We start from the raw sequence: 22,873 nt of genomic DNA, 5'->3' as shown, positions 1-22,873 counted from the left end.
GAGCCGAGGTGGTGCGGGAGACGGGACTCGAACCCGCACGCCCTTTCAGGCACCAGGACCTAAACCTGGCGTGGCTACCGTTTCACCACTCCCGCGCCGGTGACTATGCCACACCGCGCGCCCGGCGGGCGCGCGGTGTGGCGGTGTCCGATGTCAGCCGATTCCGAGGTTGCGGCGGAGCTTGGCGACGTGCCCGGTGGCCTTGACGTTGTACTGCGCGAGCTCGACGCGTCCCTCGGGGTCGACCACGACCGTCGATCGGATGACCCCGGTCACGGTCTTGCCGTAGAGGGACTTCTCGCCGTAGGCGCCCCACGCCTCGAGCACCGCGCGGTCGGGGTCGGAGGCCAGGGGGAACGTGAGCGCGTCCTCCTCGGCGAACTTCGCGAGCTTCTCGACCGGATCCGGGGAGACCCCGACCACCGAGTAGCCCGCGCCCTGCAGCGACGCGAGCGAGTCGCGGAAGTCGCACGCCTGGGTCGTGCAGCCCGGGGTCATGGCCGCCGGGTAGAAGTACACGACGACGTGGCGGCCCCGGAGGTCCGAGAGGGTCACCGTGCCGCCGTCCGCGGTGGGCAGCGTGAAGTCGGGGGCCTGGTCGCCGACGGTCAAGCGGGGCATGCGTCTCCCAGTGGGTGTGGTCGGGCCGGTGCGAGTCGCGCCCGGATCGCCGTGCGCGGCGCGGCCGATCGGGCTGGCGCAAGCGTACGTCGGGGTAGCGTCAGGCCTGTGAGTGATCCTCGTCCCACGGCCTCCGAGCCTCGCCCGTCCACGCTCCCCATCCGGATGCTCAACGACCGTCTTCTCGTCCAGCTGGACACCGACGCCGCCGAGCGCCGTTCGAACGCGGGGATCGTCATCCCCGCGACAGCCGCCGTCGGCAAGCGGCTCACCTGGGGGCGGGTGGTCGCCGCCGGCCAGCAGGTGCGGCAGGTGGAGGTCGGCGACCGCGTGCTGTTCGACCCTGACGAGCGCGCCGAGGTCGAGCTCGAGGCGACCACGTACCTGCTGCTCCGGGAGAAGGACGTGCACGCGGTCGCCCAGCCACGTCCGGGATCCCCGGGAACCGGTCTCTACCTCTAGCCCGCGTTCGGGGGCTTCCCTGCCCGTCGGATCCGCCAACGACCCACCAGGCAATCAGGTGGTGTCCAGGGCTTGCACAGGGGTGCGCTCGGTGGTCCCATGTGGGGCACGCACCCCATGACCTGGAGGCCTGATGAAGGAGCACATCGAGCGCGGAGCCGATCCGGCGCCCGAGCCGGGCCTCTCCGACGCGGTCGCGGCCGACGGCGCCGACCCGGCGCCCGACGCGCCCGACGTCGTGATGGACCTCCTGGCCGAGCATGTCCCGCTGGCGCTGCTCGCGGACCTGGCGGCGGTGGACGGCCCTGTCTCGCAGGCCATCCTCGAGTCCGAAGGGCTGCCCGAGGACGAGTGGTGGGTCGACCCGGGCTCGGCGACGGCCTAGAGGGCGGAAGCCGCCGGTTCGCTCCCTGAGCCGAGCCGGTGGTAACGTTTCGCCCCGCGCGCCATTAGCTCAATTGGCAGAGCAGCTGACTCTTAATCAGCGGGTTCGGGGTTCGAGTCCCTGATGGCGCACAGAGGAGGGCCTCGGGCGGCGGAGACGTCGCCAGGGGCCTTCGTCATGGGGTCGACGCCCTGCTGTCCCATGCGGACGGCGCGGATCGGTCCTGTCATATGCGTCACGTTCGGCTGGTTCGCAGGGCCCGACCAGCCGATGGTAATGTGTGGCCTCGCGCGCCATTAGCTCAATTGGCAGAGCAGCTGACTCTTAATCAGCGGGTTCGGGGTTCGAGTCCCTGATGGCGCACCACCCGGGAAGCCCCCTCATCTGCGGACACGCAGGCGAGGGGGTTTCTCGTTGTCGGCGGACGCGGCGCCGGGCAGCGTCCGCTCCGGCTGCCGGATCTGCGGTGTGGCACCACGATGGTGGGACCACGCCGAGGGACGGGAGCCGAGATGAACGCGGAGCAGCAGGCGCTCGAGTACGACGTCGTCGTGGTGGGGGCCGGGGCGGTGGGGGAGAACGTCGCCGACCGCGCCGGGCGTGGCGGGCTGAGCGTCGTGATCGTCGAGGACGAGCTCGTTGGCGGCGAGTGCTCCTACTGGGCGTGCATGCCGTCCAAGGCGCTCCTGCGGCCCGGCGCTGTGCTCGCCGGCGCCCGCGCGGTCCCGGGCGCCTCGGAGGCGGTGACGGGGGGCATCGACACCGCCGCCACGCTGGCCCGCCGTGACCGCTTCACCTCTGACTGGGACGACGCCGGCCAGGCGAGGTGGCTCGAGAAGACGGGGATCGACCTGGTGCGCGGCCGCGCCCGGTTCACCGGGCCGCGTGAGCTGTCGCTCGAACCTGACGACGCGACGCTGGACGCCGCGCCCGCCGGCACCGTGCTGCGTGCCCGACGGGCCGTCGTCGTGGCCACCGGCAGTGTGCCGGTGATCCCGCCGGTGCCCGGCCTCGCGGAGTGCGAGCCGTGGACCAGCAGGGAGGCGACGTCCGCCGAGACCGTCCCCGCGTCGCTCGTGGTCATCGGCGGCGGTGTTGTCGCCTGCGAGATGGCGGTGGCGTACACGGACCTCGGGGCCGCCGTCACGATGCTCGTGCGCGGGGACCGGCTGCTGGACCGGATGGAGCCGTTCGCCGCCCAGGAGGTCGAGGAGTCCCTCATGGAGCTCGGCGTCGACATCCGGTTCGGGGTCGAGGCCGTCCGCGCCGCGCGCCAGGACGGGCGCACCACCGTCGAGCTCTCCCAGGGCGGCAGCATCGTCGCCGACCAAGTGCTCGTGGCGACCGGCCGGCGCCCGGGCACAGGCGACCTCGGGGTCGAGGCGCTCGGGCTCGAGCCGGGCCGCCCGCTCGCCGTCGACGACGCGATGCAGGTCACGGGCGTGGAGGGTGGCTGGCTGTTCGCGGCCGGTGACGTCACGGGCCGCACGGGCACCACGCACCAGGGCAAGTACGACGCCCGGGTGGCGGGCGACGTGGTGGCCGCGCGCTTCTCGGACGGGCCAGCGGCAGCCGAGGGCGCGGCCGCTGAGGAGCGCGCCGCCGCGCCCTGGAGCCGCTACCGGGCGACGGCGGACCACGCCGCCGTGCCGCAGGTGGCGTTCACCCGGCCGGAGGTGTCCGCGGTGGGGCTGACCGAGCAGGAGGCCCGGGCAGCGGGCATGGCGGTCCGGGCCGTGCGCTACGACCTCGGGAACGTGGCCGGCGCCAGCGTCGCCGCCGACGGGTACCGCGGGACCGCGCAGCTCGTCGTCGACGACGCCCGGGGCGTGGTGGTCGGCGCCACCTTCACCGGGCCCGACGCGGCGGAGCTGCTGCACGCCGCGACCATCGCCATCGTCTCGGAGGCGCCGCTCGATCGGCTCTGGCACGCGGTGCCGGCCTACCCGACGGTCAGCGAGGTCTGGCTGCGGCTGCTGGAGACCGCAGGATTGTGAACCGCCCGCTGGGTCGCGGGCGCCGCGGCTGAGGGCCGGACAGCCGTCTGCCCGCCGCAGGTCAGCTCGCGAGCGAGCCGTCGCTGGACAAGACCAGGCCGATCGTGGCCTTCCCCTGCCGGACGGCATCGCCGATCAGGCCGAAGTCGTAGGACTGGAACTCGGCGATGTCCAGGCCGTACGTCTCCTCGAGGCCCGGCTGGCAGAACGGGCGCTCAGGGCACTCCGCCGGTCCGGCCAGCACCAGGCCGCCGCAGGCGTCGGCGAGCTCGCTCAGCGTCGCGACGTCGTGCTCGTCCGCGAACTCCTGCGTCACCGCGAACGCGTTCTGGTCCTGTGCCTCGGCAGCCTGGCCGAAGGTGATCCCCGAGTCGTCGCCCAGCGTGGTGAGCGCCTCGACCGTGGCATCAGGGTCGGCGCTCGCCACCGGCTCGGCCCTCGTGCCGTTGACCTTGGTGTTGAGGAACTCTGCGAGAGTCGCCGCGTACTCGGGCGTCAGGGTGATCTCGCCCGACTGCAGCGCGGGCAGGTAGGTCTCGCGGTTGCCGATGGTCTGCACCTGCACGGTGTACCCCGCCGTGCGGAGCACCTCGGCGTACAGCTCGGCGAGCGTGGAGCTCTCGGAGAAGTTCGCGGCCCCGATGGTCACGTCCTTGCCCGAGCCGACTCCTGAGTCGGCCGCGGCGAGGTCCTCGTCCGCGATGTACGCCTGGGCCGCCTCCGCGGCGGTCTCCCGGTCGATGTCGACCGCCTTGTTCAGCGCGATGAGGCCGTCGGTGTCGAGTGTCTCCGAGACGGTGTCGAGTAGCGGGATCAGGGCCGGGTCCTCGGCGGCCGCCTGGGCGTTCACCGCGGGGATCACGTTGTCCGCGTTCTGCAGACCCTGGTCGTCCTCGAGGACCACCAGCTGGTCGCCCGACACCGGGTCGCACGTGGCCAGGTCGGAGCTGCCGGTGGGGGCGGCGCTCTGCCCGCCGCCCGAGCCCGGCGAACCGCAGGCGCCGAGCAGCAGGATGCCTGCGGCGAAAGCTGCCATGGAGGTCCGGCGTGTGCGCATGTGAGGAGCTCCCTGGTGCGATGGTCTGCGACGTCGAGTGCCATTGGACCGTCCCACCAGGCGCACGGCAACCGGAATGGCGCGCAGTGCCCCCGGTGGGCGCCGTTCGACAGGAGGAGGTCGCGTTGCGTGCGACGGGGGCTAGGGGAGGTCGGACGCGGGAACGCCGTGCGCGCGCCGCCGCGGCGGGCGCATGGGCACGGGGGTGAGGGCCCGCTGCGCCCAGGCGAGCGCGCCCTCGACCAGCAGGCACAACGCCGCGACGAGCACGGCCCCCGCCACGACCTGGCCGTACCGCTGCAACGCGAGCCCGGAGACGATGATCGTGCCGAGGCTGGCCCCGCCGACCAGTGCGGCCAGCGGCACCGTGGCGACCACCTGCACCGCCGCGGTGCGCAGCCCGGCGGCGATGAGCGGCAGGGCGAGGGGCAGCTCGACGGAGAACAGCGAGCGCAGGCCGGACATGCCGACCCCGCGGGCGGCGTCGCGCACGTCGGCGTCCACGTCCCGCATCCCCACGTAGGCGTTCGTGAGGATGGGCGGCGCCGCGAAGATCGCCACCGCGAGGGTCGTGGCGGTGGCGCCGAACAACCCGGTCGAGGCGAAGATCGTCAGCAGTGCGAACGTCGGCAGGGCGCGCGAGGTGTTCGCCAGCACCACGGTGAGCACACCGCCGCGCCCCCGGTGCCCCAGCCACACCCCGACCGGCAGTGCGACGACGGTGGCCAGGAGCACCGCGACAGCGGAGATGGTGATGTGCTCGCGCGTCAACGCCAGCACACCGTTGGGCCCGGTCCAGTTCAGCGGGTCGTTGAGCCACGCGAGAGCGGACGAGATCACGTCCACGGCATCGCCCCCGCCCTCGCGCCCGGGCGCGTCATGTCGTCCTCGCGGTGCGCGACCAGGGCGTCAACGCCCGGCCCACCAGGTAGAGCAGCAGGTCGAACGCGAGGGCCAGCAGCAGGCACAGGATCGTGGCCGTCATGATCTCGGCGTGGTACCGGCTGCGGAACCCCCGGAACATCAGCTGTCCCAGTCCGCCGTACCCGACCACCACCCCGACCGTCACCAGCGCCACGGTGGTCACGGTGGCCAGCCGCACGCCCGCCACGATCGACGGCAGGGCGTTGGGCAGCTCCACGGTGAGCAGCATCCGCGCGCGGCCGTAACCGAGGCCCCGGGCGGCGTCGCGCACGTCCTCGTCGACCCCCTGCAGGCCGACCAGGATGTTGCGCACGAGCACCAGCAGGGCGTAGGTGACGAGGCCGATGAGCACGGTGGTGCGCCCGATGCCGGTGTACGGCGCGAGCATCCCGAACAGCGCCAGCGAAGGGATCGTGTACAAGACGCCCGTCGCGCCCACGAGCGGCCCGGCCAGCCGCGGGCGGAGGTGGGCGGCGGCGGCCAACGGCAGCGCGATCACGAGCGCGACCAGCACCGCCTGCGCCGTCAGCGTGGTGTGCTGCTCGAGGGCGGCGACCAGGTCGGCGGAGTTGCGCCGCACGTACTCCCAGGAGAACCAGGGGTTGGCCCCGGACCCGGTCGACGTGTTCAGCTGCACGTCAGCGAACGTACCGGGAGCGGGCGGAGCCCGCGACGCCGCGCGGCCGAGCGGGTAGCGTCCGGCAGATGGCTGCCGCGATCGTGTACGACCACGTGCGCAAGGAGTACCAGGACGGCACTGTCGCCGTCGACGACCTGTCGTTCGAGGTCCGCGAGCACGAGCTGCTGGCGCTCGTCGGGCCGTCCGGGTGTGGGAAGTCGACGACCTTGCGGATGACCAACCGCCTCGTCGAGTTGAGCGCGGGCCGCATCCTCTTGCACGGCGAGGACGTCACGCAGGCCGACACCGTCGCGCTGCGCAGGCGCATCGGCTATGTCATCCAGCACGTCGGGCTGTTCCCGCACCGCACAGTCGCGCAGAACGTCGCCACGGTGCCCCGCCTGCTCGGGTGGGATCGTGCGCGCACCCGGTCGCGCGTGGGGGACCTGCTCGAGCTCGTGGGCCTCGACCCCGACCGCTACGGGCGCCGGTACCCGCACGAGCTCTCGGGTGGCGAGCGGCAGCGCGTGGGGGTGGCCCGGGCACTCGCCGTGGACCCGCCGGTGCTGCTCATGGACGAGCCGTTCGGCGCCGTCGACCCGGTGGGCCGCCGGCGGCTGCAGGTCGAGTTCCGGCGCATCCACCGGGAGCTGGGCACGACGGTGGTGCTCGTCACGCACGACGTGGACGAGGCGGTGCGGCTCGCGGACAGGGTGGCGGTGCTCAGCCGGGGCGGACGGCTCGAGCAGCTCGCGCCACCGGTGAGCGTGCTGTCCAGCCCGGCGAGCCCTGCCGTGGCGGACCTGGTCGGCTCTGGCGCGGCCGTGCGCCTCCTCTCCCTCGCGCGGCTCGAGCGCGCCGACCTGTCCCCACGGGACCAGGAGGACGGGCGCCCCGGCGCCGTGACCCTGGAGCTCGGCGCCGCGCTCGACGACGTGTTCGCGGCGATCGCCCAAGCGCCCGGCGGCACGGTGCAGGTGCGGGCGGACGGGGCCGTGGTGGGCGTCGCGGACGCCGACACCGTGGTCGCCGCGCTGCACCGGGTGACGGCCGCGGCGCCGTCCTGATCGGCCGGTAGTCTGCCCCCGTGACCTCCGCGCGCATCGCCCTCGCCACCTGCTCAGCCCTCCCGGACCTCGAGGTGGACGACGCCCCTCTCATCCCCGCCCTCGCCGCGCGCGGCGTGACGGCGGAGGCCGTGGTCTGGGACGCGCCCGACGTCGACTGGTCGGCGTTCGACGCCGTCGTGATCCGCTCGACGTGGGACTACTCCGACCGCCCCGCGGAGTTCCTCGACTGGACGCGTCGCGTCGACGCCGTCACGCGGCTGCTCAACCCCGCCTCGGTGGTCGCCTGGAACGTCGACAAGGCGTACCAGCGGGCCCTGGAGGTCGCCGGGCTGCCGATCGTCCCGACGATCTGGCTCGACCCGGAGAGCAATTTCAACTCCCGTCGCATCCACTCGCGCTTCCCGGCCTTCGGCGACTTCGTGATCAAGCCGACCATCAGCGCCGGGTCCCGGGACACCGGCCGCTACGCCGCGGGGGAGACCCCGTCGCGCATGCTGGCCATCGCGCACGCCAAGGACCTCCTGGGCGCCGGGCGGCACGTCATGATCCAGCGCTACCTGCGCCAGGTGGACAGCGCGGGGGAGTCGGCGCTGGTGTTCTTCGACGGGAAGTTCAGCCACTCGCTGCGCAAGGCGCCGCTGCTCGAGGGCCCCTTCCGGAGCCAGGACAACGCCGTGCTGTACCACGAGGAGGTCATGACGGCGCGTGACGCGAGCCCGGCGGAGCTCGAGGTCGCCCAGCGCGTCGTCGCGGCCCTGCCCGAGCTGGTGCCCGGCGTCGACGGCCCGCTGCTCTACACGCGGGTGGACCTCATCCCGGACGACGCGGGCAACCCGGTGGTGCTGGAGCTCGAGGTCATCGAGCCGTCCTTCTTCTTCGCCCTGGCCCCCGAGGCCGTCGAGCGCTTCGCGGACGCGCTGGTCGCCCGGCTCTGACGGGGGGCCTCCGGGCCCAACGACGAAGGGCGCCGCTCTCCCGGAGGAGTGCGGCGCCCTTCGTCATGGGGTGAGTAACGGGACTTGAACCCGCGACCCCCTGGACCACAACCAGGTGCTCTACCAGCTGAGCTATACCCACCATGCCTTGCTTTGCCCTGCACCCCGCGGACGGGGCGAGATGAAGCATACCGGTTCTTGGAGGGTGCTCACACGCGCACCGGTCTCAGGCGGTCGTGCGGGCCTCGCCGGAGGCGTCGAGGGCGCGTGCCGCGCCTGAGGCGACAACCTCCGCCGCAATCGCCTTGGCGGTCGTCGAGTCCGGACCGGGCTGGGCCACGAGCAGCGCGGCGCGGTAGTAGCGCAGCTCGTCGATGCTCTCGAGGATGTCCGCGAGGGCGCGGTGCCCGCCGTGCTTCTCAGGGGAGGAGAAGTACACGCGCGGGTACCAGCGGCGGGCCAGCTCCTTGATCGACGATACGTCGATCACGCGGTAGTGCAGGTGGCCCATCAGCGCGGGCATGTCCCGGTCGAGGAACGCCTTGTCGGTGCCGACCGAGTTCCCCGCCAGCGGGGCCTTGCCCGGCTCGGGGATCCACTCGCGGAGGTACTCGAGCACCCGCTCCTCGGCCTCGGCGAGCGTCGCCCCGCCCGGCAGGTCCTCGAGGAGGCCCGACGTGGTGTGCATGTTGCGCACGAAGTCGTTCATCTGGGCGAGCGCCTCGTCGGGAGGCGAGATGACCACCTCGACGCCCTCGCCCAGCACGTTCAGCTCGGAGTCGGTCACCACCACGGCGATCTCCACGAGGGCGTCGGCCGCGAGGTCGAGCCCTGTCATCTCGCAGTCGATCCACACGATCCGGTCCGCGCTGGAGTTGCCGTTCGTCGTCAATGTCGTCACGACGCCAGCCTACGGTCCCTGCCTGTCACGATCCGTGCGGTCTGGCCGCCGTGGCGCGTCCGATCCTGGGAGGCTCCGCGGCTGGCTGGGCGGGGGCACGGTGGACGCGGCCCACGCGGCCAACGCCACCACGACGGCAGCCCCGGCCCCGGCGAGCCGCGCGGTGTGCCACGCCAGCCCGCCCCACAGGAGCACGAGCGCCGTGGCCAGGCCGGCGACGGCGCCCAGCGCCAAGCGCTCGGCCGCGGTGCGGAGCGGCGCCGGGACACGCCCTCCGCGTGCGCCGTGACGGTCCCGGCTCGGCTGGCGGCTCATCGGGGCAGCCCTCGCCGCCGCGAGGCGCCCCGCGCGCGGCGGCGTGAGCGGATGTCCATGGCGGCATGGTTCCACGTCGCGGCCCGTGCCCGGACGCCATCACCCATCGGGGGGACTGCCCGCGCCGGGCGCGCGACTGCGGGCCGCCCCTGTCAGGGCGGCCCGCAGTCGGTTGCCGTCATGCGCGCGGCGCGCCGGCGGCTGTCAGCGCAGGCCCGCGCAGAGCATCAGTGGCGGGGTGGTGGGCAGCGCCAGGCGCATCGGCGCCCGGCGGGCCGGTTCTGGTGGATGTGCCGCGTGCTCGTCGCCGGATGATCGGCGCGCGCGCTGCTCGCGCTGGAGCTGGGCGTCGGCGAGGCGCTGACGGTGCTCCAGGAGGACGAGGTCGTTGCTCAGGGACGGGTGCATGAGGTGCTCCAGAAGGTCGGACTGGGTCGGGCCTGGCCGGGCCCGTGGAGTCACCGCGGTAGCTCGAGCCAATCACTCGACGCGAAGCGGGGTCACGTTCTTTTCCGGCATCCCGGACACCGGGCGCACGACCGCGGCTGCTGACCGCGGACGGCCGAGACGCGCCCTGTGCGGCGCGGATCCTCCCCGGGCGGGCCCGCCGACCCGCCGGTAGCGTCGGCGCATGTCCTCCGGCTCCGCGTTGCGCGTCCAGGCGGGAGACTGGCTGCGCGCCCACCCGCCCGTGCGCGTCGTCGCTCCCGGGCTCGTGCTGATCGTGCTCGGCCTCGTCGCCTTCTTCGTGCTTCTGGACGCGGTCCGGGAGCGCGACGACGTGTCCGCCGCCGATCTCCCGGTGCTCGAGTGGCTCGTCGAGCGCCGCGGTCCCACCGCCACCGCCGTGCTCGAGGCGATCACGTTCGTCTCCGGGCCGAGCGTGCTGCCGCTGCTGGTCCTCGTGGCGTGCGTGGCGTGGGTGCTGGCCCGCCACGAGTGGTGGCGTCCGCTGCTCCTGGTCGGCGCCATGGTCGGCTCGACCCTCATCTCGCTCGCGGTGAAGGGAGTCGTGGCACGGCCGCGTCCGCCCGAGGAGACGATGCACGTGCCCGGATCCGAGGCGACGGCGTCCTTCCCGTCCGGCCACACGATCGGGGCCGCGACCCTGCTGCTCGTCGCGGCCTACCTCACCACGAGCCGGCGCCACAGCCACGCCCGCGTGGTGGGGTGGACCGTCGCCACGGTGGTGGGCGTCGTGCTGGTGGCCTTGAGCCGGCTGTACCTCGGGTACCACTTCCTGACGGACGTCTTGGCCGCGGTGGCGCTCGCCGTGGCGATCCTCGGCGGTGTGACCATCGTGGACCGCACGCACCTCACCCGGCGCCCGACGGCCGGGGCCCCGCCGGGCCAGCCGGCCACGTCCGAGCCAGGGGTCCCCGGCCCTGGGTGACGGGCCACGGTCCCGGCGTCCTCAGCGGGGCAGCTCGACCTCCCGCAGCGGGTCGCCCCCGTCGATGAGCAGCCGCCCCGCCGGGGTGAGCGCGGCGGCGATGCGGCGTCGGGCCATGACGCCCGCCTCGGGGTGCCGTCCGTCGAGCGCGCCGACCCGAATGGCGAACGCCAGGTCGAACGGCTCCTGCGACGGCAGCAGCTCGAAGTCCTCCACGGCGACCTGCTGCACGCTCAGGAGGCCGGCGGTGATCTCGTCAGCGGCGTTCCGCTCGATGTGCGCGACTCCCGCGGCGGACCGGTCGACGACCAGGACGTGCCCGGTCCCCAGGCGTCTCGCGACCTCCTTCGCGGCGGCCCCCGGCGCCCCGCCGATCTCCATAACGCGCATCCCGGGGCGTAGCGGCAACGCGTCGACGATCGCGGCCAGTCGTGGGGACAACGCAGGCACGGGAGGCCTCCTCGTGGCACGGCTCACGGTGGCCGGGTGGGTTCGCCCGGCGCCGGTGGGCGCCCCCAGCAGGACTCGAACCTGCAACCTACGGATTAGAAGGCCGTTGCTCTATCCATTGAGCTATGGGGGCCAGGTCCACCAGCGTAGTGCCGCGCCGGACAGACCCTCGGGGTATGTGAGAGCCAACCGCGGCCGCCCAGGCGGCGCGTGCGTTTGGACTGCACAGGTCCGCGGGTGAGGATATGGCCTGTGACAGCAGCAGCGGGAACCGACATCGCCGAGGCGGTGCTGCCTCGTCCGCTCGCCGCGACGTCGCTGCTGGACGCCGTCCGCGACCTCCGCCGGGACGTCGAGCGCACCGGCTTCCCGCTCGAGATCCCGGGGGTCGACGCCGCCCGGGCCTCGCGCCGCCGGCTCGTGGACCAGCTCGGCGAGCACCTGGTGCCCCGCCTCGAGGAGCTCTCGGCACCGGCGATCGTGGTCGTGGCCGGATCGACGGGCGCGGGCAAGTCCACGCTCGTCAACTCGCTGCTCGGCGCGGAGGTCACCGCGGCGGGGGTGCTGCGCCCCACGACGCGTCGGCCGGTGCTGGCCCACAACCCCGCCGACGCCGACCTGCTCTCGCAGCACCCGGTGCTCGAGTCCGTCGAGGTCGTCGCCAACGACCAGGTCCCGCGCGGCATCGCCCTGCTCGACGCCCCCGACCTGGACTCCGTGCTCGAGTCGAACCGCGAGTCCGCGCACCAGCTGCTCGAGGCGGCCGACCTGTGGCTGTTCGTCACGACCGCCGCCCGCTACGGCGACGCCCTGCCGTGGCAGGTGCTGGAAGGCGCGGTCGAGCGCGGCGCGTCGATCGCCATGGTGCTCAACCGAGTCTCCCCGGCGTCGCTGCCCACTGTGCGCGGCGACCTGCTGGACCGGCTGCGCACGCACGGCCTCGAGGGCGCCCCGCTGTTCGTGGTGCCGGACGTCGGGCCGCACGAGGGCCCGCTCTCGGCAGCGGTCGTCGCGCCGATCATGCGGTGGCTGACCATGCTCGCGGGGCCCGATCGCGCCCGCACCGTGATCGCCCGCACGCTGCGCGGATCGCTCGCGGCGTTGCGCCCCTGGGTCGACGAGCTCGCGGACGCTGTGCAGGCGCAGGCCGACGCCGCGGAGGGGCTGGCGGCCGAGCTCGACCTCGCGGTGCAGGGCCCTCAGGAGCGCGCCCGCGCGGGGGTGCATGGCGGGGCGGTGGCCGACGGCGCCGCGCGCGCCCGGTGGACCGAGCTCACGATGGGCGGGGCGCCGCTCGACGGCCTGGTGCGCCCGTCCGGCCGGGTGCGTGGATCACGGCGGACCGGCCGCGCGCGCAGCGAGGCTCTCGTCCCGCTGACGCGCGACGTCACCCGCTCGGCGGCGGCGAACCTCGCCGCGGCCGGCGCGCAGGCCGAGCGGATGATCCGCACCCATCTCACCAGGGCCGACGCGCCCGCCGGTGGCCGATCGCTCGAGGCCGCGTGGCCAGCCGAGGGGCGAGTCGAGCTGCGCGCCGCCGCAGCGGAGCTGTCGGCCGCGCAGTGGGCCGCGGGCAGCGCCGACGCCGCGCGGTCCGCGCTCGCGGAGGCGTCTGTGCCCGCCGGTCGCGCCCGGAGCGACGCCCGCGCGGCCCGCCGAGCCCAGCGGGCCGAGCGCGCGCTGGGGGAGGACGGCCTGGCCGCTGTGGCGCTGGCCGCGGCGGTGGGGGTCGAGCCGGCGCGCGCCCTGCTGGTGGACCTGCTGGGCGCGCCAGGGGCCCGCGCCTGCGACCTGCTGCGGGAGGACCTCGCCGAGAGGTCCGCCGAGCAGGCCCGGCTCGAGGGCGAGTCGGCCGCGCAGGTGCTGGCCGACCCGGACCTGGCAGCGGACGCGTCGTCGTTGCTGAGGTTGCGGCTCGCCGTGCTGAAGGGGCTGACATGACCGGGACGGAGACGGCGATGACGGGCCTCGGGCGGAAGGGCGACCACGTGCGGGGCGACGATCAGCCCGGCGACGACCTGCACGGCGAGCAGACCCGCGCCCTGGCCGAGCGGGTGGCGTGCCTGGACGAGGCGCGCGAGGTCGGTGGCGACCGCCTGGACCCGGCGGTGGCGCAGCGCGTGGAGGTCGTCGTGGACCGGGTGCGCGAGCGCCTCGCGCTCGGAGTCGACCACACGATCGTGGCGTTGCTCGGCGGCACGGGCTCCGGCAAGTCGTCGTTGTTCAACGCCGTCTGCGGGCTCGACTTCGCGGACGTCGGCGTCAAGCGCCCCACCACCTCCCAGGTCACCGCCTGCGTGTGGGGCTCGGGCGGCGAGGCGCTGCTCGACTGGCTCGGGGTCGCGGCCGATCGCCGGATCGAGCGCGAGAGCCTGCTCGACGGCGACACGGAGGCCCCGCTGCGCGGCCTGGTGCTGCTCGACCTCCCCGACCACGACTCGATCGAGCCGGCGCACCGCGAGGTCGTCGACCGCCTGCTGCCCATGGCTGATCTGCTGGTGTGGGTGGTGGACCCGCAGAAGTACGCGGACGACGCGCTGCACTCGGGCTACCTGCGCCACCTCGTCGGCCACGAGGGGGCGATGGCGGTCGTGCTCAACCAGGTCGACACGGTGCCCCCGGAGATGCGCCACGAGCTCGTCGCCGACGTGTCGAGGCTGCTCGTCGAGGACGGGCTCACCGGCGTCCCGGTGCGCGCCGCGTCCGCCCGGACCGGCGAGGGCGTGCCCGAGCTGCGTGACCGGCTCGCGGCGGTGGTGAGCCGCCGGAGTGTCGCCGCCGAACGCGCGGGCGCCGAGGTCAACGACGCCGCGGTGCTGCTCGCCGGCCAGGTGGCCGACCGCGAGCCCGGCCCCGCGCAGCTCGACGTCACCGAGGTCGTGGACGTGCTCGCCGAGGCCGCGGGGCTGCCCGCGATCGCCGACGCGGTGGGCGCCGTGGTGCGCGGCGGGGCCTCGCGGGTGCCGACGTTCGGAGCGGTGCAGGCGGACACCGTCGAGCTCGCCCGGTCGGCGTGGTGGGAGCGCGTGGCACGCATGGTCCCAGGCCGGTGGCAGGACGCCCTGCGCGACGCGGTGGCCACCACCGAGCGGCTGCGTGGCGACGTCGACGAGGCGCTCGCCTCGGTGACCGTGGTCGCGCGGCGCCCGCTCCTGGCGACCTGGGCGCTGGCGCTCTCGGCGCTGCTCGGCGTCGTGGCGTTGCTGACGGGCTCGATCGCCGTCGGCGTCGACCTGGTCTCCCTGGGATCGGGCGACGGCTGGGCGTGGCCGGTGGCGATCACGACGGCTGTGCTCGGGGCGCTGCTGGCCGTCGGGACCGTGGCGACCCGTCGGCTCCTCGCGCGGCGCCGGTCCGAGCGGGTGCTCGAGGACGGCCGCGCCGCGCTCGAGGGCGTGGCGGCGGCTGGGCTACGCGATCCTGCGGCCCAGGTGCTGGGCGAGCACCGCCAGGTCCGCGAGCTTGTGCGGAGGGCTACGGCCGCCTGAGGCCTGCGGCGAGCGGTGCTCCGCTGGGTGCGTGGTCGGTCCACCCCCAGCCGGCTCACGCGACCACCCGCTCCCCAACCCCGCGGCGGGCGTCTCCACGCCCCCGGCGCGATCACGACGCTGTCCTCACGCGCCGGCTCCCGCCGGCCACGACGAGGAGGACGCATGAGCACCAACGAGCTCACCCTGACGCTGGTCGGCTGGCTGGGCGCCGAGCCGAAGCACTATCCCGGGCTGGGCGGCGCCACGCCGTTCACCTCGTTCCGCATGGCCAGCACCCGCCGGGTGTTCGACCGCGATCGCGGCGCCTGGACCGACGGCCGCACCGAGTGGTTCACGGTCAAGTGCTGGCGCGGGGCCGCCCGCAACGTCGCCGAGTCACTGCGCAAGGGGGACCCGGTCGTGGTGCACGGGCGGCTCTCCACGGACGAGTGGGCGGCGCCCGAGGGCACCCGCACCACGCTCGTCCTCGACGCGATCGCCATCGGCCCCGACCTGTCGTACGGGACGGCGCGGTTCGCCCGCACCGTGCACCCGGACGGCGCGGGGGAGGGATCGGCGGACGGCGCCGGCGTCGACGCGGACCTCGTGGGGCTTCCCGACGAGCCGGGACGGCTGGCGGCGCTGGCGGTGCTCGCCGAGCCCGATCCGGATGAGGCCACGTCCGAGGCGCTCGCTTCTGTCGGGTGATCGCCTAGGCTGGGCCGCGGACATCACCGGCCTGGTCCGCCGCCGAGCCGCGGAGCACGCGGCCAGGCGGACCAGGCCCACACCCCCGAGCACCGAGGCGGACGAAGAGCCAGTGGCTGAGTTCATCTACTCCATGTACAAGGCGCGCAAGGCGCACGGCGACAAGGTCATCCTCGACGACGTCACCCTGAACTTCCTGCCGGGCGCCAAGATCGGCGTCGTCGGCCCGAACGGCGCCGGCAAGTCGACGATCCTCAAGATCATGGCCGGCCTGGACCAGCCCTCCAACGGCGAGGCCCGGCTGTCGCCCGGCTACACGGTGGGCATCCTGCAGCAGGAGCCGCCGCTGAACGAGGAGAAGACGGTCCTCGGCAACGTCGAGGAGGGCGTCGCCGAGATCAAGGGCAAGCTCGACCGGTTCAACGAGATCTCGGCCCTGATGGCCGAGCCCGACGCCGACTTCGACACGCTGCTCGCCGAGATGGGCCAGCTGCAGGAGGAGATCGACGCCGCGGACGCCTGGGACCTCGACGCCCAGCTCGAGCAGGCCATGGACGCGCTGCGCTGCCCGCCCGCCGACGCCGACGTCTCGGTGCTCTCCGGTGGCGAGCGCCGCCGCGTGGCCCTGTGCAAGCTGCTCCTCGAGAAGCCCGACCTTCTGCTCCTCGACGAGCCCACCAACCACCTCGACGCCGAGAGCGTGGTCTGGCTCGAGCAGCACCTCTCGCAGTACCCCGGCGCCATCCTGGCCGTCACCCACGACCGGTACTTCCTCGACCACGTCGCCGAGTGGATCTGCGAGGTCGACCGCGGCCGCCTCTACCCGTACGAGGGCAACTACTCCACATACCTGGAGAAGAAGCAGGCGCGCCTGGAGATCCAGGGCAAGAAGGACCAGAAGCTCGCCAAGCGGCTCCAGGAGGAGCTCGCCTGGGTGCGGCAGAACGCCAAGGGCCGCCAGACCAAGTCGAAGTCGCGACTGGCCCGTTACGAGGAGATGGCCGCCGAGGCGGACCGCACCAGGAAGCTGGACTTCGAGGAGATCCAGATCCCGCCGGGCCCGCGACTGGGCAACATCGTCCTCGAGGCCAAGGACCTCAACAAGGGCTTCGACGGGCGCACGCTCATCGACGGTCTCAGCTTCACGCTGCCGCGCAACGGCATCGTCGGCGTCATCGGCCCGAACGGCGTCGGCAAGACGACCCTGTTCAAGACGATCGTCGGGCTCGAGCCGCTCGATGGGGGCGACCTCAAGATCGGCGAGACCGTCAAGGTCTCGTACGTCGACCAGTCCCGCGGCGGCATCGACCCCAAGAAGACCCTGTTCGAGGTCGTCTCCGACGGGCTCGACTACATCAAGGTCGGCAATGTCGAGATGCCGTCGCGCGCGTACGTCGCCGCGTTCGGGTTCAAGGGCCCGGACCAGCAGAAGCCCGCGGGCGTCCTCTCGGGTGGCGAGCGCAACCGGTTGAACCTGGCGCTCACGCTGAAGGAGGGCGGCAACCTGCTGCTCCTCGACGAGCCGACCAACGACCTGGACGTCGAGACCCTCGGCTCGCTCGAGAACGCCCTGCTGGAGTTCCCGGGCTGCGCCGTCGTGGTCTCCCACGACCGGTGGTTCCTCGACCGGGTGGTCACGCACATCCTCGCCTACGAGGGCACCGAGGAGAACCCGGCGAACTGGTACTGGTTCGAGGGCAACTTCGCCTCGTACGAGGAGAACAAGGTCGAGCGGCTCGGCGCCGACGCGGCGCGCCCGCACCGGGTCACGTACCGCAAGCTCACCCGCGACTGACCCGCCGATGACCCGTCTCGACGTCCCGGTCTCGTTGCGCTGGTCGGACCTGGACGCGTACGGGCATGTGAACAACGTCGCGATGCTGACGCTTCTCGAAGAGGCGCGCATCGAGGTGTTCTGGCGCCATCCCGTCATCTCCGAGGAATCGGCTGTGACGGGATGGCCCACCGCGGTCATCGACGCCGGACCAGGCGCCGAGACCTCGACACTCGTGGCCGGTCAGCACGTGGAGTACCTCCGCCCACTCGCGTACCGCCGGCACCCGGTGATCGTGGTGCTGTGGATCGGGAGGCTCGGCGGGGCGAGCCTGGACATCTGCTACGAGGTGCGCGACGTGCCCGCCGGGCAGGACGGCGTCACCTACGCGCGGGCTGTCACCACCCTGGTCCTCGTGGACTCCACGACGGGATCCCCGCGCCGGATCGGCCAGGCCGAGCGCGCCGCCTGGGAGCCGTTCGTGGAGGAGCCCGTGGTGCTGCGCCGCAGCCGCTGACGCTCAGCGGGCGGCGGGGGCCCGGTCGGTGCGCGCGCGCTCGGCCGTCTCGGCGGCCCGGGCGATGTTGCGCTGCATCCCCCCGAAGACGATGCCGTGGAACGGGTACACGGCCCACCAGTACAGCTGGCCCGCGAGGCCGTGAGGGTGGAACAGCGCGCGCTGGGCGAACGCGGTCGGCAGCTCGTCGAACCCGCCGGAGCCGACTGGCTCGACCCGCAGCTCGAGCCACGCCAGCCCTGGCAGGCGCATCTCGGCGCGCAGCCGCAGCAGCTCGCCGGGGACGACCTCCTCGACCCTCCAGAAGTCCACCGCGTCGTCGACCAGGAGCCGGCTCGGGTCGCGGCGTCCCCGGCGCAGCCCGGGGCCCCCGACCAGGCGGTCCGCGAGACCGCGCAGGCGCCAGGCCAGCGACCACGAGTACCAGCCGCGCTCACCCCCCACCGCCTCGATGACCCGCCACAGGGCTGCGGGGGAGGCGTCCACCTCGACGCGGCGCTCGTCGACGTACAGCGAGCCGCCGGCCCAGTCCGGGTCGCTGGGCAGCGGGTCGCTGGGCGCCCCGGGCACCGAGGCCGAGGTCCAGCGCGTGACCACGTCGGCCGCATGGATCCGTTGCAGAGCCTGGCGCACCGCCTGGTCGAACCCGATCAGGCCGGTGGGAGGGTCGGGCACCCACTCGGCGATGTCGTGCTCGTCGCAGACCACCTCGTGCACCAGCGACTCGACCAGCGGCCTGGCCAGCCCGCCCGGCACCGGGGTGACCAGCGAGACCCACAGGGAGGACAGCCGGGGGGTGAGCACCCCGACGCCCACGATGACGCGCCGGGGGAGCCCGGCGACGGCGGCGTACCGCTGCATCATCTCGCGGTAGGTGAGCACGTCGGGGCCGCCGATGTCGAACCCCCGGCTCACCTCGGGCGGCATCGCGGCGGCGCCCACCAGGTAGCGGAGCACGTCGCGGATCGCGATCGGCTGGATGCGGTTGTCCACCCAGCGGGGGACCGTCATGGCGGGCAGCCGCTCGGTGAGGTAGCGCATCATCTCGAAGGACGCCGAGCCGGAGCCGAGGATCACGGCGGCGCGGAGAACCGTGGTGGGGACCCCCGACGCGAGGAGGATCTCCCCGACCTCGGTGCGGGAGGCCAGGTGCGGGGAGAGCTCCTGGCCCTCGGGGTACAGGCCGCCCAGGTAGACGAGGCGGCGCACCGACGCCTCGCGGGCCGACTGCGCGAAGACCAGTGCGGTGCGCCGGTCGCGCTGCTCGAACTGCCGCCCGCTGCCCAGCGAGTGGATGAGGTAGTAGGCGATGTCCACGTCGCGCAGCGCGTCGCGGAGCTGGTCGGGGTCGGACGCGTCCGCCGTGACGACGTCCACGTCGTCGAACCACGGGCGCCCGCGCAGGCGCTCGGGGTGCCGTGCCAGGGCCCGGACCCGGTACCCGGCGGCGAGCAGCTCGGGGACCAGCCTGCCGCCGACGTACCCGGTGACGCCGGTCACCGCGACCAGCGGCGCGTCCGGTCGGGGACGGCCGTCGGGGCCCACGCCGGGGACGAGGCCCGGGAGGGTGTCGGCGACAGGGGCCGACAGGACGTCGGCGTGAGAGGTCTCGGCCATACGGCAGTCTCAGCCGCGCGGGCGGGCAGCGCACCTCGACCCGAGGGCGGCGCGGCCCGCGGTCACGACTCGTCCGCGACGATCTCCACCTTGAAGCCCGCGGAACTCTCCAGCCACCCGGCGTAGTGCTGGGGGCCGCCCGCATGCGGATAACGCTCCTGATAGAGCGGGCGCCAACCGTGCTCGTGCGCGTCCGCCATGATCGCGTCGACCCGATCGGCGGCGCCGCCCTTGAACGCGAGGTGATTCATGCCCGGCCTCCGACGATCATGCGCCGAGCTCGTGAGATTCGGCGACGTCGTCAACGTGAGATACGCGCCGCCGGCGCCCCACGACTGGCCTCCGGGCCACTCGCTCTCCAGGGTGAGCCCCAGCCGCCGGAGGAGCCAGCCCCACTCGGCCCGCGCCTCGTCACCATCCGCGACCCAGACCTCGACATGATGCAGTCCCGCCACGCCACCGTCTCCCAGTCCTGTCCGCCGAGCGGCCGTCCCGCACGTCGAGGCGCTAGCGGCCCGAAGAGGGCTGGGGGACCCGCACCATGCCCTCCTGTGCCGTGGTGGCGACGAGGGAGCCGTCCTGGGAGTAGATCCGCGCGGCGCCCAGGCCGCGGCCGCCCTGCCCGCTCGGGGTGGACTGGGCGTACAGCAGCCACTCGTCGACGCGCACGTCGCGGTGCCACCACATCGCGTGGTCGAGGCTCGCGATCGACAGCCCGGGGGATGCCCAGCTCTCGCCGGACCGCCGCAGCACGGGCTCGAGCATGACCTGGTCGCACGCGTAGGCGAGCAGCGCCCGGTGCAGCAGCTGGTCGTCGGGGACAGGGCCCCGCGCGCGCATCCACACGAGCTGGTCCCCGGCGCCGGAGGCGTCGGGCCGCAGGTAGATGGGCTGTTCGACGTGGCGCACGTCGAACGGGGTCTCGGTCGCCCAGAACTCGGCCAGGGGGTGGTTCACCTCGCGCAGGGTGTCTCCGGCTGAGGCCAGGCTCTCGGGGTCGGGCGCCGCGGGCATCGGGTCTGCGTACTCGAAGCCGGGCTGGGACTCCTGGAAGGAGGCGATCATCGACAGGATCGGGGCGCCGCCCTGCAGCGCGTGCGTGCGCCGCGCGGTGAACGAGCGGCCGTCGCGCAGCCGCTCCACGGTGAAGTCGATGTCCTGCCGCACATCGCCCGCGCGGAGGAAGTACCCGTGCAGCGAGTGCGGGAGGCGGCCGTCGGAGACGGTGCGGCCGGCGGCGAGCAGAGCCTGCGCGAGGACCTGGCCGCCGAAGACCCGGCCGTTGGGGTGCGGGACGCTCGCGCCCCGGAAGAGGTTCTCGTCGTCCGGGGCGGCCTCGAGGTCGAGTATCGCGAGGACGTGGCGGACGGCGTCCTGGGGGTCGGCGTTGCCGGCGGGGACGGGCTGGGAGGTCATCGTGCGGCTACCTGCTGTGGCTCGGGGACGGGTGGGTGCGGGTCAGTCGTCGAAGGTGTTGAGCATCGAGTGGGCCGCGCGCTCGAGGTAGTCCCACAGCTGCGCGTGGTGCAGCGGCGCCAGTCCGAGGGAGTCGACAGCGGCGCGCATGTGCGCGAGCCATCGGTCACGCGCATCCGGGTTGACCTTGTACGGGGCGTGCCGCATGCGCAGTCGGGGATGGCCGCGGTTCTCCGAGTACGTCGTGGGGCCTCCCCAGTACTGCTCGAGGAACAGCGTGAGCCGCTCGGCGGCCGGTCCCAGGTCCTCCTCGGGGTACATGGCCGTCAGGACGGGGTCCTGGGCCACGCCACGGTAGAACTCGGTGACGAGCCGCTCGAACGTCTCGCGGCCGCCCACCACCGCGTAGAACGAGTCGGCGCGGTGGGCAGCGGAGTCGGGCGCGCTGGAGGTCACCCGCACAGTCTCGCATCGGTCCCGCACAGGTGGGCGCGACACCGGGTGGTGGCCTCGGACACACCGTGCCTCGCGGTGTGAGGGCGGCAGCCGCCTACAGCCCCAGCTCGTCGAGCACGGGGAGAGCCGAGCGCACCCGGTCCCGGGCCGCGGCCGCGGTGGGGGCGCTGAGAGCGAGCTGCGCGGCACGACGGCAGTCGTCCACCGTGACGGCCCCCAGCACGGCGGCGACGTCGGCGAGGGCGCGGGGCGTCATGGACAGCGAGGTCACGCCGAGGCCGACCAGCACCACCGCGAGGGCGGGAGACGCGGCCGCCTCCCCGCAGACCCCCACCGGCCGGTCCTGCTGGGCGCCGCCCGCGCAGGTCGCGGCGACGAGCTGGAGCACGGCGGGCTGCCACGTGTCGGAGAGCTCCGCGACCGCGCCCAGCAGCCGGTCGGCTGCCATCGTGTACTGGGTGAGGTCGTTGGTGCCGATGCTCGCGAACTTGGCGCTGGCGAGGATCCGCCCGGCGAGCAGTGCCGCGCTGGGCACCTCGACCATGACGCCGGCCACGTCGAGGCCGTGGCGCGCGCACCGCGCGACGAAGTCCTCGCTCTCGTCGACGGTCGCCACCATCGGCGCCATCACCCACACGCGGGAGGACTCCGCGGCGGCGGCCTCCGCGATGGCCGTGAGCTGGTCCTCGAGCACCTCGGGGTGGTCCTGGGCGGTGCGCAGGCCGCGGACGCCGAGCGCCGGGTTGGCCTCGGTGTCGCTGGTGAGGAACGGCATGGGCTTGTCCGCGCCGGCGTCGAGCGTGCGGATGACGACCTTGCGACCGGGGAACGCGGCGAGCACCTGGCGGTAGGCGGCCACCTGCTCCGCCACGGAGGGCGCCTCGTCCCGGTCGAGGAACCCGAACTCGGTGCGCAGCAGGCCGACCCCTTCCGCGCCGGCGGCCGCTGCGACGGCGGCGTCGCGGGGGTCGCCCACGTTGGCGAGCAGCTCGACGCGGTGGCCGTCGGCGGTGCGGCCCTCTCCGTCGAATGTGCGGGCCTGGGCGGATGCGGCCCGCGTCGCGGCGACCTGCGCCTCGTCGGGGTGCACCGTCGCGGTGCCGTGCGAGCCGTCGACCAGCACGAGGTCGCCCTCGGCGAGCTGCTCGGTGATGCCGCGCGCGGCCACGACCGCGGGGATGCCCAGGGCCCGCGCGAGGATCGCCGTGTGCGACGTGGGCCCACCGGCGCCTGTGACGATGCCCACGACGCGCGCCGGGTCGAGCGTCGCGGTCAACGCGGGGGCGAGGTCCGGCGCCACCAGGACGAAGGGCTCCGCGTGCTCCGGGACGCCAGGGGCGGGGCGGCCGGTCAGCTCGGCCACGAGCCGGTCGCGGACGTCCGCGATGTCACGCGTGCGCTCGGCGAAGTAGCCGCCCAACGCCTCGAACTGCGCGGAGACCGCCTCGGCGGCCTCCCACACGGCCCGCTCCGGCACCAGGTGGTCGGCGAGCACCCGGTGCTCCGCGTCCGCGACGAGCGACGGGTCGGCGGCGATCGTCGCGGTGGCTCGCAGCAGCTCCTCGCTCTCGCCCTGCGCGCGGTCGGCGGCTTCCTCGAGCATCGACTGGACGCGGAGGGCGGCACGGGAGATCTGCTCGGCCGCGGCGGCATGGTCGTCGCCGGGGGCGAGGCGGCGGCCCGACGGCGGCTCGCCCACCGGCTCGGGCAGCAGCACGCACGGGGCCACCGCGCGTCCGGGGCTCACACCGATGCCGTGGACCACGGTGGGTCGTGCTGTGCTCAC

The 22,873-nt window shown here is 73.9% G+C and carries 24 protein-coding genes and 5 tRNA genes; 13 read left to right on the top strand and 16 right to left on the bottom strand.

From position 1 onward, the window contains the following. Positions 1 to 9: 9 nt before the first annotated feature. Together NP064_RS10960 and bcp are read right to left on the bottom strand one after the other, a co-directional pair. Positions 10 to 95, bottom strand: a tRNA-Leu gene (locus NP064_RS10960). Positions 96 to 153: 58 nt separating this feature from the next. Beyond that, complete coding sequence (bcp, locus tag NP064_RS10955) at positions 154 to 621, bottom strand: thioredoxin-dependent thiol peroxidase (protein ID WP_227569619.1); 468 nt, start codon at positions 619 to 621, stop codon at positions 154 to 156. A gap of 165 nt (positions 622 to 786) precedes the next feature. On the opposite strand from bcp, the gene NP064_RS10950 reads away from it, so the two are divergent. The 5 genes from NP064_RS10950 (at position 787) to NP064_RS10930 (ending at position 3,465) form a co-directional block, all read left to right on the top strand. Then, a complete protein-coding gene (locus NP064_RS10950) occupies positions 787 to 1,083 on the top strand; it encodes a GroES family chaperonin (RefSeq protein ID WP_227569712.1) in 297 nt (98 codons plus the stop codon). Positions 1,084 to 1,216: 133 nt separating this feature from the next. Then, the gene (locus NP064_RS10945) at positions 1,217 to 1,468 is read left to right on the top strand and encodes a hypothetical protein (protein WP_227569620.1); all 252 of its coding nucleotides are present in this window, start codon (positions 1,217 to 1,219) and stop codon (positions 1,466 to 1,468) included. A 58-nt stretch (positions 1,469 to 1,526) separates the two neighbouring features. Beyond that, positions 1,527 to 1,599: transfer RNA gene (locus NP064_RS10940), tRNA-Lys, on the top strand. Positions 1,600 to 1,758: 159 nt separating this feature from the next. After that, positions 1,759 to 1,834 (top strand) — tRNA-Lys (locus NP064_RS10935). 146 nt (positions 1,835 to 1,980) lie between these two features. Continuing rightward, positions 1,981 to 3,465: a dihydrolipoyl dehydrogenase family protein gene (locus NP064_RS10930; protein WP_227569621.1), complete on the top strand. Its 1,485-nt coding sequence runs from the start codon at positions 1,981 to 1,983 to the stop codon at positions 3,463 to 3,465. 61 nt (positions 3,466 to 3,526) lie between these two features. Here NP064_RS10930 and NP064_RS10925 read toward each other — a convergent pair whose 3' ends face one another. The 3 genes from NP064_RS10925 to NP064_RS10915 form a co-directional block, all read right to left on the bottom strand. After that, on the bottom strand, positions 3,527 to 4,522 hold the full coding sequence (locus NP064_RS10925; protein WP_227569622.1) for a glycine betaine ABC transporter substrate-binding protein: 996 nt from the start codon (positions 4,520 to 4,522) through the stop codon (positions 3,527 to 3,529). Positions 4,523 to 4,663: 141 nt separating this feature from the next. Next, positions 4,664 to 5,362, bottom strand: a complete 699-nt coding sequence (locus NP064_RS10920; RefSeq protein ID WP_372456371.1) for an ABC transporter permease — start codon at positions 5,360 to 5,362, stop codon at positions 4,664 to 4,666. 37 nt (positions 5,363 to 5,399) lie between these two features. Next, complete coding sequence (locus tag NP064_RS10915; RefSeq protein WP_227569713.1) at positions 5,400 to 6,077, bottom strand: ABC transporter permease; 678 nt, start codon at positions 6,075 to 6,077, stop codon at positions 5,400 to 5,402. A gap of 74 nt (positions 6,078 to 6,151) precedes the next feature. Here NP064_RS10915 and NP064_RS10910 point away from each other — a divergent pair, with 74 nt between their 5' ends. Both NP064_RS10910 and NP064_RS10905 read left to right on the top strand, forming a co-directional pair. Beyond that, positions 6,152 to 7,132, top strand: a complete 981-nt coding sequence (locus NP064_RS10910) for an ABC transporter ATP-binding protein (protein WP_227569624.1) — start codon at positions 6,152 to 6,154, stop codon at positions 7,130 to 7,132. Positions 7,133 to 7,152: 20 nt separating this feature from the next. Continuing rightward, entirely contained in the window at positions 7,153 to 8,070 is a 918-nt protein-coding gene (locus tag NP064_RS10905; RefSeq protein WP_227569625.1) for an ATP-grasp domain-containing protein, read from the top strand. Positions 8,071 to 8,136: 66 nt separating this feature from the next. Here NP064_RS10905 and NP064_RS10900 read toward each other — a convergent pair. The 4 genes from NP064_RS10900 to NP064_RS10885 all read right to left on the bottom strand — a co-directional run bounded on the left by NP064_RS10900 (position 8,137) and on the right by NP064_RS10885 (position 9,694). Further along, a tRNA-His gene (locus NP064_RS10900) sits at positions 8,137 to 8,212 on the bottom strand. 84 nt (positions 8,213 to 8,296) lie between these two features. Next, positions 8,297 to 8,908: an oligoribonuclease gene (gene orn, locus NP064_RS10895; protein WP_372456378.1), complete on the bottom strand. Its 612-nt coding sequence runs from the start codon at positions 8,906 to 8,908 to the stop codon at positions 8,297 to 8,299. A gap of 72 nt (positions 8,909 to 8,980) precedes the next feature. Then, positions 8,981 to 9,286 (bottom strand): hypothetical protein, encoded by a 306-nt coding sequence (locus tag NP064_RS10890; RefSeq protein WP_227569627.1) that lies wholly within the window; start codon positions 9,284 to 9,286, stop codon positions 8,981 to 8,983. Positions 9,287 to 9,490: 204 nt separating this feature from the next. Beyond that, complete coding sequence (locus tag NP064_RS10885) at positions 9,491 to 9,694, bottom strand: hypothetical protein (RefSeq protein WP_227569628.1); 204 nt, start codon at positions 9,692 to 9,694, stop codon at positions 9,491 to 9,493. A gap of 223 nt (positions 9,695 to 9,917) precedes the next feature. On the opposite strand from NP064_RS10885, the gene NP064_RS10880 reads away from it, so the two are divergent. Then, positions 9,918 to 10,679 carry a phosphatase PAP2 family protein gene (locus tag NP064_RS10880; protein ID WP_227569629.1) on the top strand — a complete coding sequence of 254 codons (762 nt, stop codon included), beginning with the start codon at positions 9,918 to 9,920 and terminating at the stop codon, positions 10,677 to 10,679. A 21-nt stretch (positions 10,680 to 10,700) separates the two neighbouring features. Here the strand turns inward: NP064_RS10880 and NP064_RS10875 are convergent, their stop codons facing one another. Continuing rightward, a complete protein-coding gene (locus NP064_RS10875) occupies positions 10,701 to 11,129 on the bottom strand; it encodes an SAM-dependent methyltransferase (protein WP_227569630.1) in 429 nt (142 codons plus the stop codon). Positions 11,130 to 11,189: 60 nt separating this feature from the next. Next, positions 11,190 to 11,262: transfer RNA gene (locus NP064_RS10870), tRNA-Arg, on the bottom strand. A gap of 119 nt (positions 11,263 to 11,381) precedes the next feature. On the opposite strand from NP064_RS10870, the gene NP064_RS10865 reads away from it, so the two are divergent. From NP064_RS10865 to NP064_RS10845, 5 genes are all read left to right on the top strand, one after another. After that, complete coding sequence (locus tag NP064_RS10865; protein ID WP_227569631.1) at positions 11,382 to 13,070, top strand: GTPase; 1,689 nt, start codon at positions 11,382 to 11,384, stop codon at positions 13,068 to 13,070. Beyond that, a complete protein-coding gene (locus tag NP064_RS10860; protein WP_227569632.1) occupies positions 13,067 to 14,617 on the top strand; it encodes a GTPase in 1,551 nt (516 codons plus the stop codon). Before NP064_RS10865 ends, NP064_RS10860 begins: the two co-directional genes overlap by 4 nt. A gap of 165 nt (positions 14,618 to 14,782) precedes the next feature. Beyond that, positions 14,783 to 15,307: a single-stranded DNA-binding protein gene (locus tag NP064_RS10855; protein ID WP_227569633.1), complete on the top strand. Its 525-nt coding sequence runs from the start codon at positions 14,783 to 14,785 to the stop codon at positions 15,305 to 15,307. 112 nt (positions 15,308 to 15,419) lie between these two features. Next, on the top strand, positions 15,420 to 17,102 hold the full coding sequence (gene ettA / locus NP064_RS10850; protein WP_227569634.1) for an energy-dependent translational throttle protein EttA: 1,683 nt from the start codon (positions 15,420 to 15,422) through the stop codon (positions 17,100 to 17,102). A gap of 7 nt (positions 17,103 to 17,109) precedes the next feature. Continuing rightward, a complete protein-coding gene (locus NP064_RS10845) occupies positions 17,110 to 17,598 on the top strand; it encodes an acyl-CoA thioesterase (protein ID WP_227569635.1) in 489 nt (162 codons plus the stop codon). Positions 17,599 to 17,601: 3 nt separating this feature from the next. Here NP064_RS10845 and NP064_RS10840 read toward each other — a convergent pair whose 3' ends face one another. The 5 genes from NP064_RS10840 to ptsP form a co-directional block, all read right to left on the bottom strand. After that, positions 17,602 to 19,215 carry an SDR family oxidoreductase gene (locus NP064_RS10840; protein WP_227569636.1) on the bottom strand — a complete coding sequence of 538 codons (1,614 nt, stop codon included), beginning with the start codon at positions 19,213 to 19,215 and terminating at the stop codon, positions 17,602 to 17,604. A 62-nt stretch (positions 19,216 to 19,277) separates the two neighbouring features. Continuing rightward, complete coding sequence (locus tag NP064_RS10835) at positions 19,278 to 19,670, bottom strand: VOC family protein (RefSeq protein ID WP_227569637.1); 393 nt, start codon at positions 19,668 to 19,670, stop codon at positions 19,278 to 19,280. Between the two features lie 52 nt (positions 19,671 to 19,722). Further along, a complete protein-coding gene (locus tag NP064_RS10830) occupies positions 19,723 to 20,631 on the bottom strand; it encodes an acyl-CoA thioesterase (RefSeq protein WP_227569638.1) in 909 nt (302 codons plus the stop codon). Between the two features lie 42 nt (positions 20,632 to 20,673). Further along, a complete protein-coding gene (locus NP064_RS10825; protein WP_227569639.1) occupies positions 20,674 to 21,087 on the bottom strand; it encodes a globin in 414 nt (137 codons plus the stop codon). A gap of 94 nt (positions 21,088 to 21,181) precedes the next feature. Next, positions 21,182 to 22,873, bottom strand: a complete 1,692-nt coding sequence (ptsP, locus tag NP064_RS10820) for a phosphoenolpyruvate--protein phosphotransferase (protein WP_227569640.1) — start codon at positions 22,871 to 22,873, stop codon at positions 21,182 to 21,184.

The sequence above is a fragment of the Cellulomonas chengniuliangii genome (assembly GCF_024508335.1).
GTDB lineage: Bacteria > Actinomycetota > Actinomycetes > Actinomycetales > Cellulomonadaceae > Cellulomonas_A > Cellulomonas_A chengniuliangii.
The sequence above is the reverse complement of the archived record's forward strand: the minus strand, read 5'-3'. Positions and strand labels throughout refer to the sequence as shown.

Coding starts and splice junctions, on each gene's coding strand:
- bcp (WP_227569619.1), bottom strand. CDS start 621: ATGCCCCGCTTGACCGTCGGCGACCAGGCCCCCGACTTCACGCTGCCC.
- NP064_RS10950 (WP_227569712.1), top strand. CDS start 787: ATGCTCAACGACCGTCTTCTCGTCCAGCTGGACACCGACGCCGCCGAG.
- NP064_RS10945 (WP_227569620.1), top strand. CDS start 1,217: ATGAAGGAGCACATCGAGCGCGGAGCCGATCCGGCGCCCGAGCCGGGC.
- NP064_RS10930 (WP_227569621.1), top strand. CDS start 1,981: ATGAACGCGGAGCAGCAGGCGCTCGAGTACGACGTCGTCGTGGTGGGG.
- NP064_RS10925 (WP_227569622.1), bottom strand. CDS start 4,522: ATGCGCACACGCCGGACCTCCATGGCAGCTTTCGCCGCAGGCATCCTG.
- NP064_RS10910 (WP_227569624.1), top strand. CDS start 6,152: ATGGCTGCCGCGATCGTGTACGACCACGTGCGCAAGGAGTACCAGGAC.
- orn (WP_372456378.1), bottom strand. CDS start 8,908: ATGACAGGGCTCGACCTCGCGGCCGACGCCCTCGTGGAGATCGCCGTG.
- NP064_RS10890 (WP_227569627.1), bottom strand. CDS start 9,286: ATGAGCCGCCAGCCGAGCCGGGACCGTCACGGCGCACGCGGAGGGCGT.
- NP064_RS10885 (WP_227569628.1), bottom strand. CDS start 9,694: ATGCACCCGTCCCTGAGCAACGACCTCGTCCTCCTGGAGCACCGTCAG.
- NP064_RS10880 (WP_227569629.1), top strand. CDS start 9,918: ATGTCCTCCGGCTCCGCGTTGCGCGTCCAGGCGGGAGACTGGCTGCGC.
- NP064_RS10860 (WP_227569632.1), top strand. CDS start 13,067: ATGACCGGGACGGAGACGGCGATGACGGGCCTCGGGCGGAAGGGCGAC.
- NP064_RS10855 (WP_227569633.1), top strand. CDS start 14,783: ATGAGCACCAACGAGCTCACCCTGACGCTGGTCGGCTGGCTGGGCGCC.
- NP064_RS10845 (WP_227569635.1), top strand. CDS start 17,110: ATGACCCGTCTCGACGTCCCGGTCTCGTTGCGCTGGTCGGACCTGGAC.
- NP064_RS10840 (WP_227569636.1), bottom strand. CDS start 19,215: ATGGCCGAGACCTCTCACGCCGACGTCCTGTCGGCCCCTGTCGCCGAC.
- NP064_RS10830 (WP_227569638.1), bottom strand. CDS start 20,631: ATGACCTCCCAGCCCGTCCCCGCCGGCAACGCCGACCCCCAGGACGCC.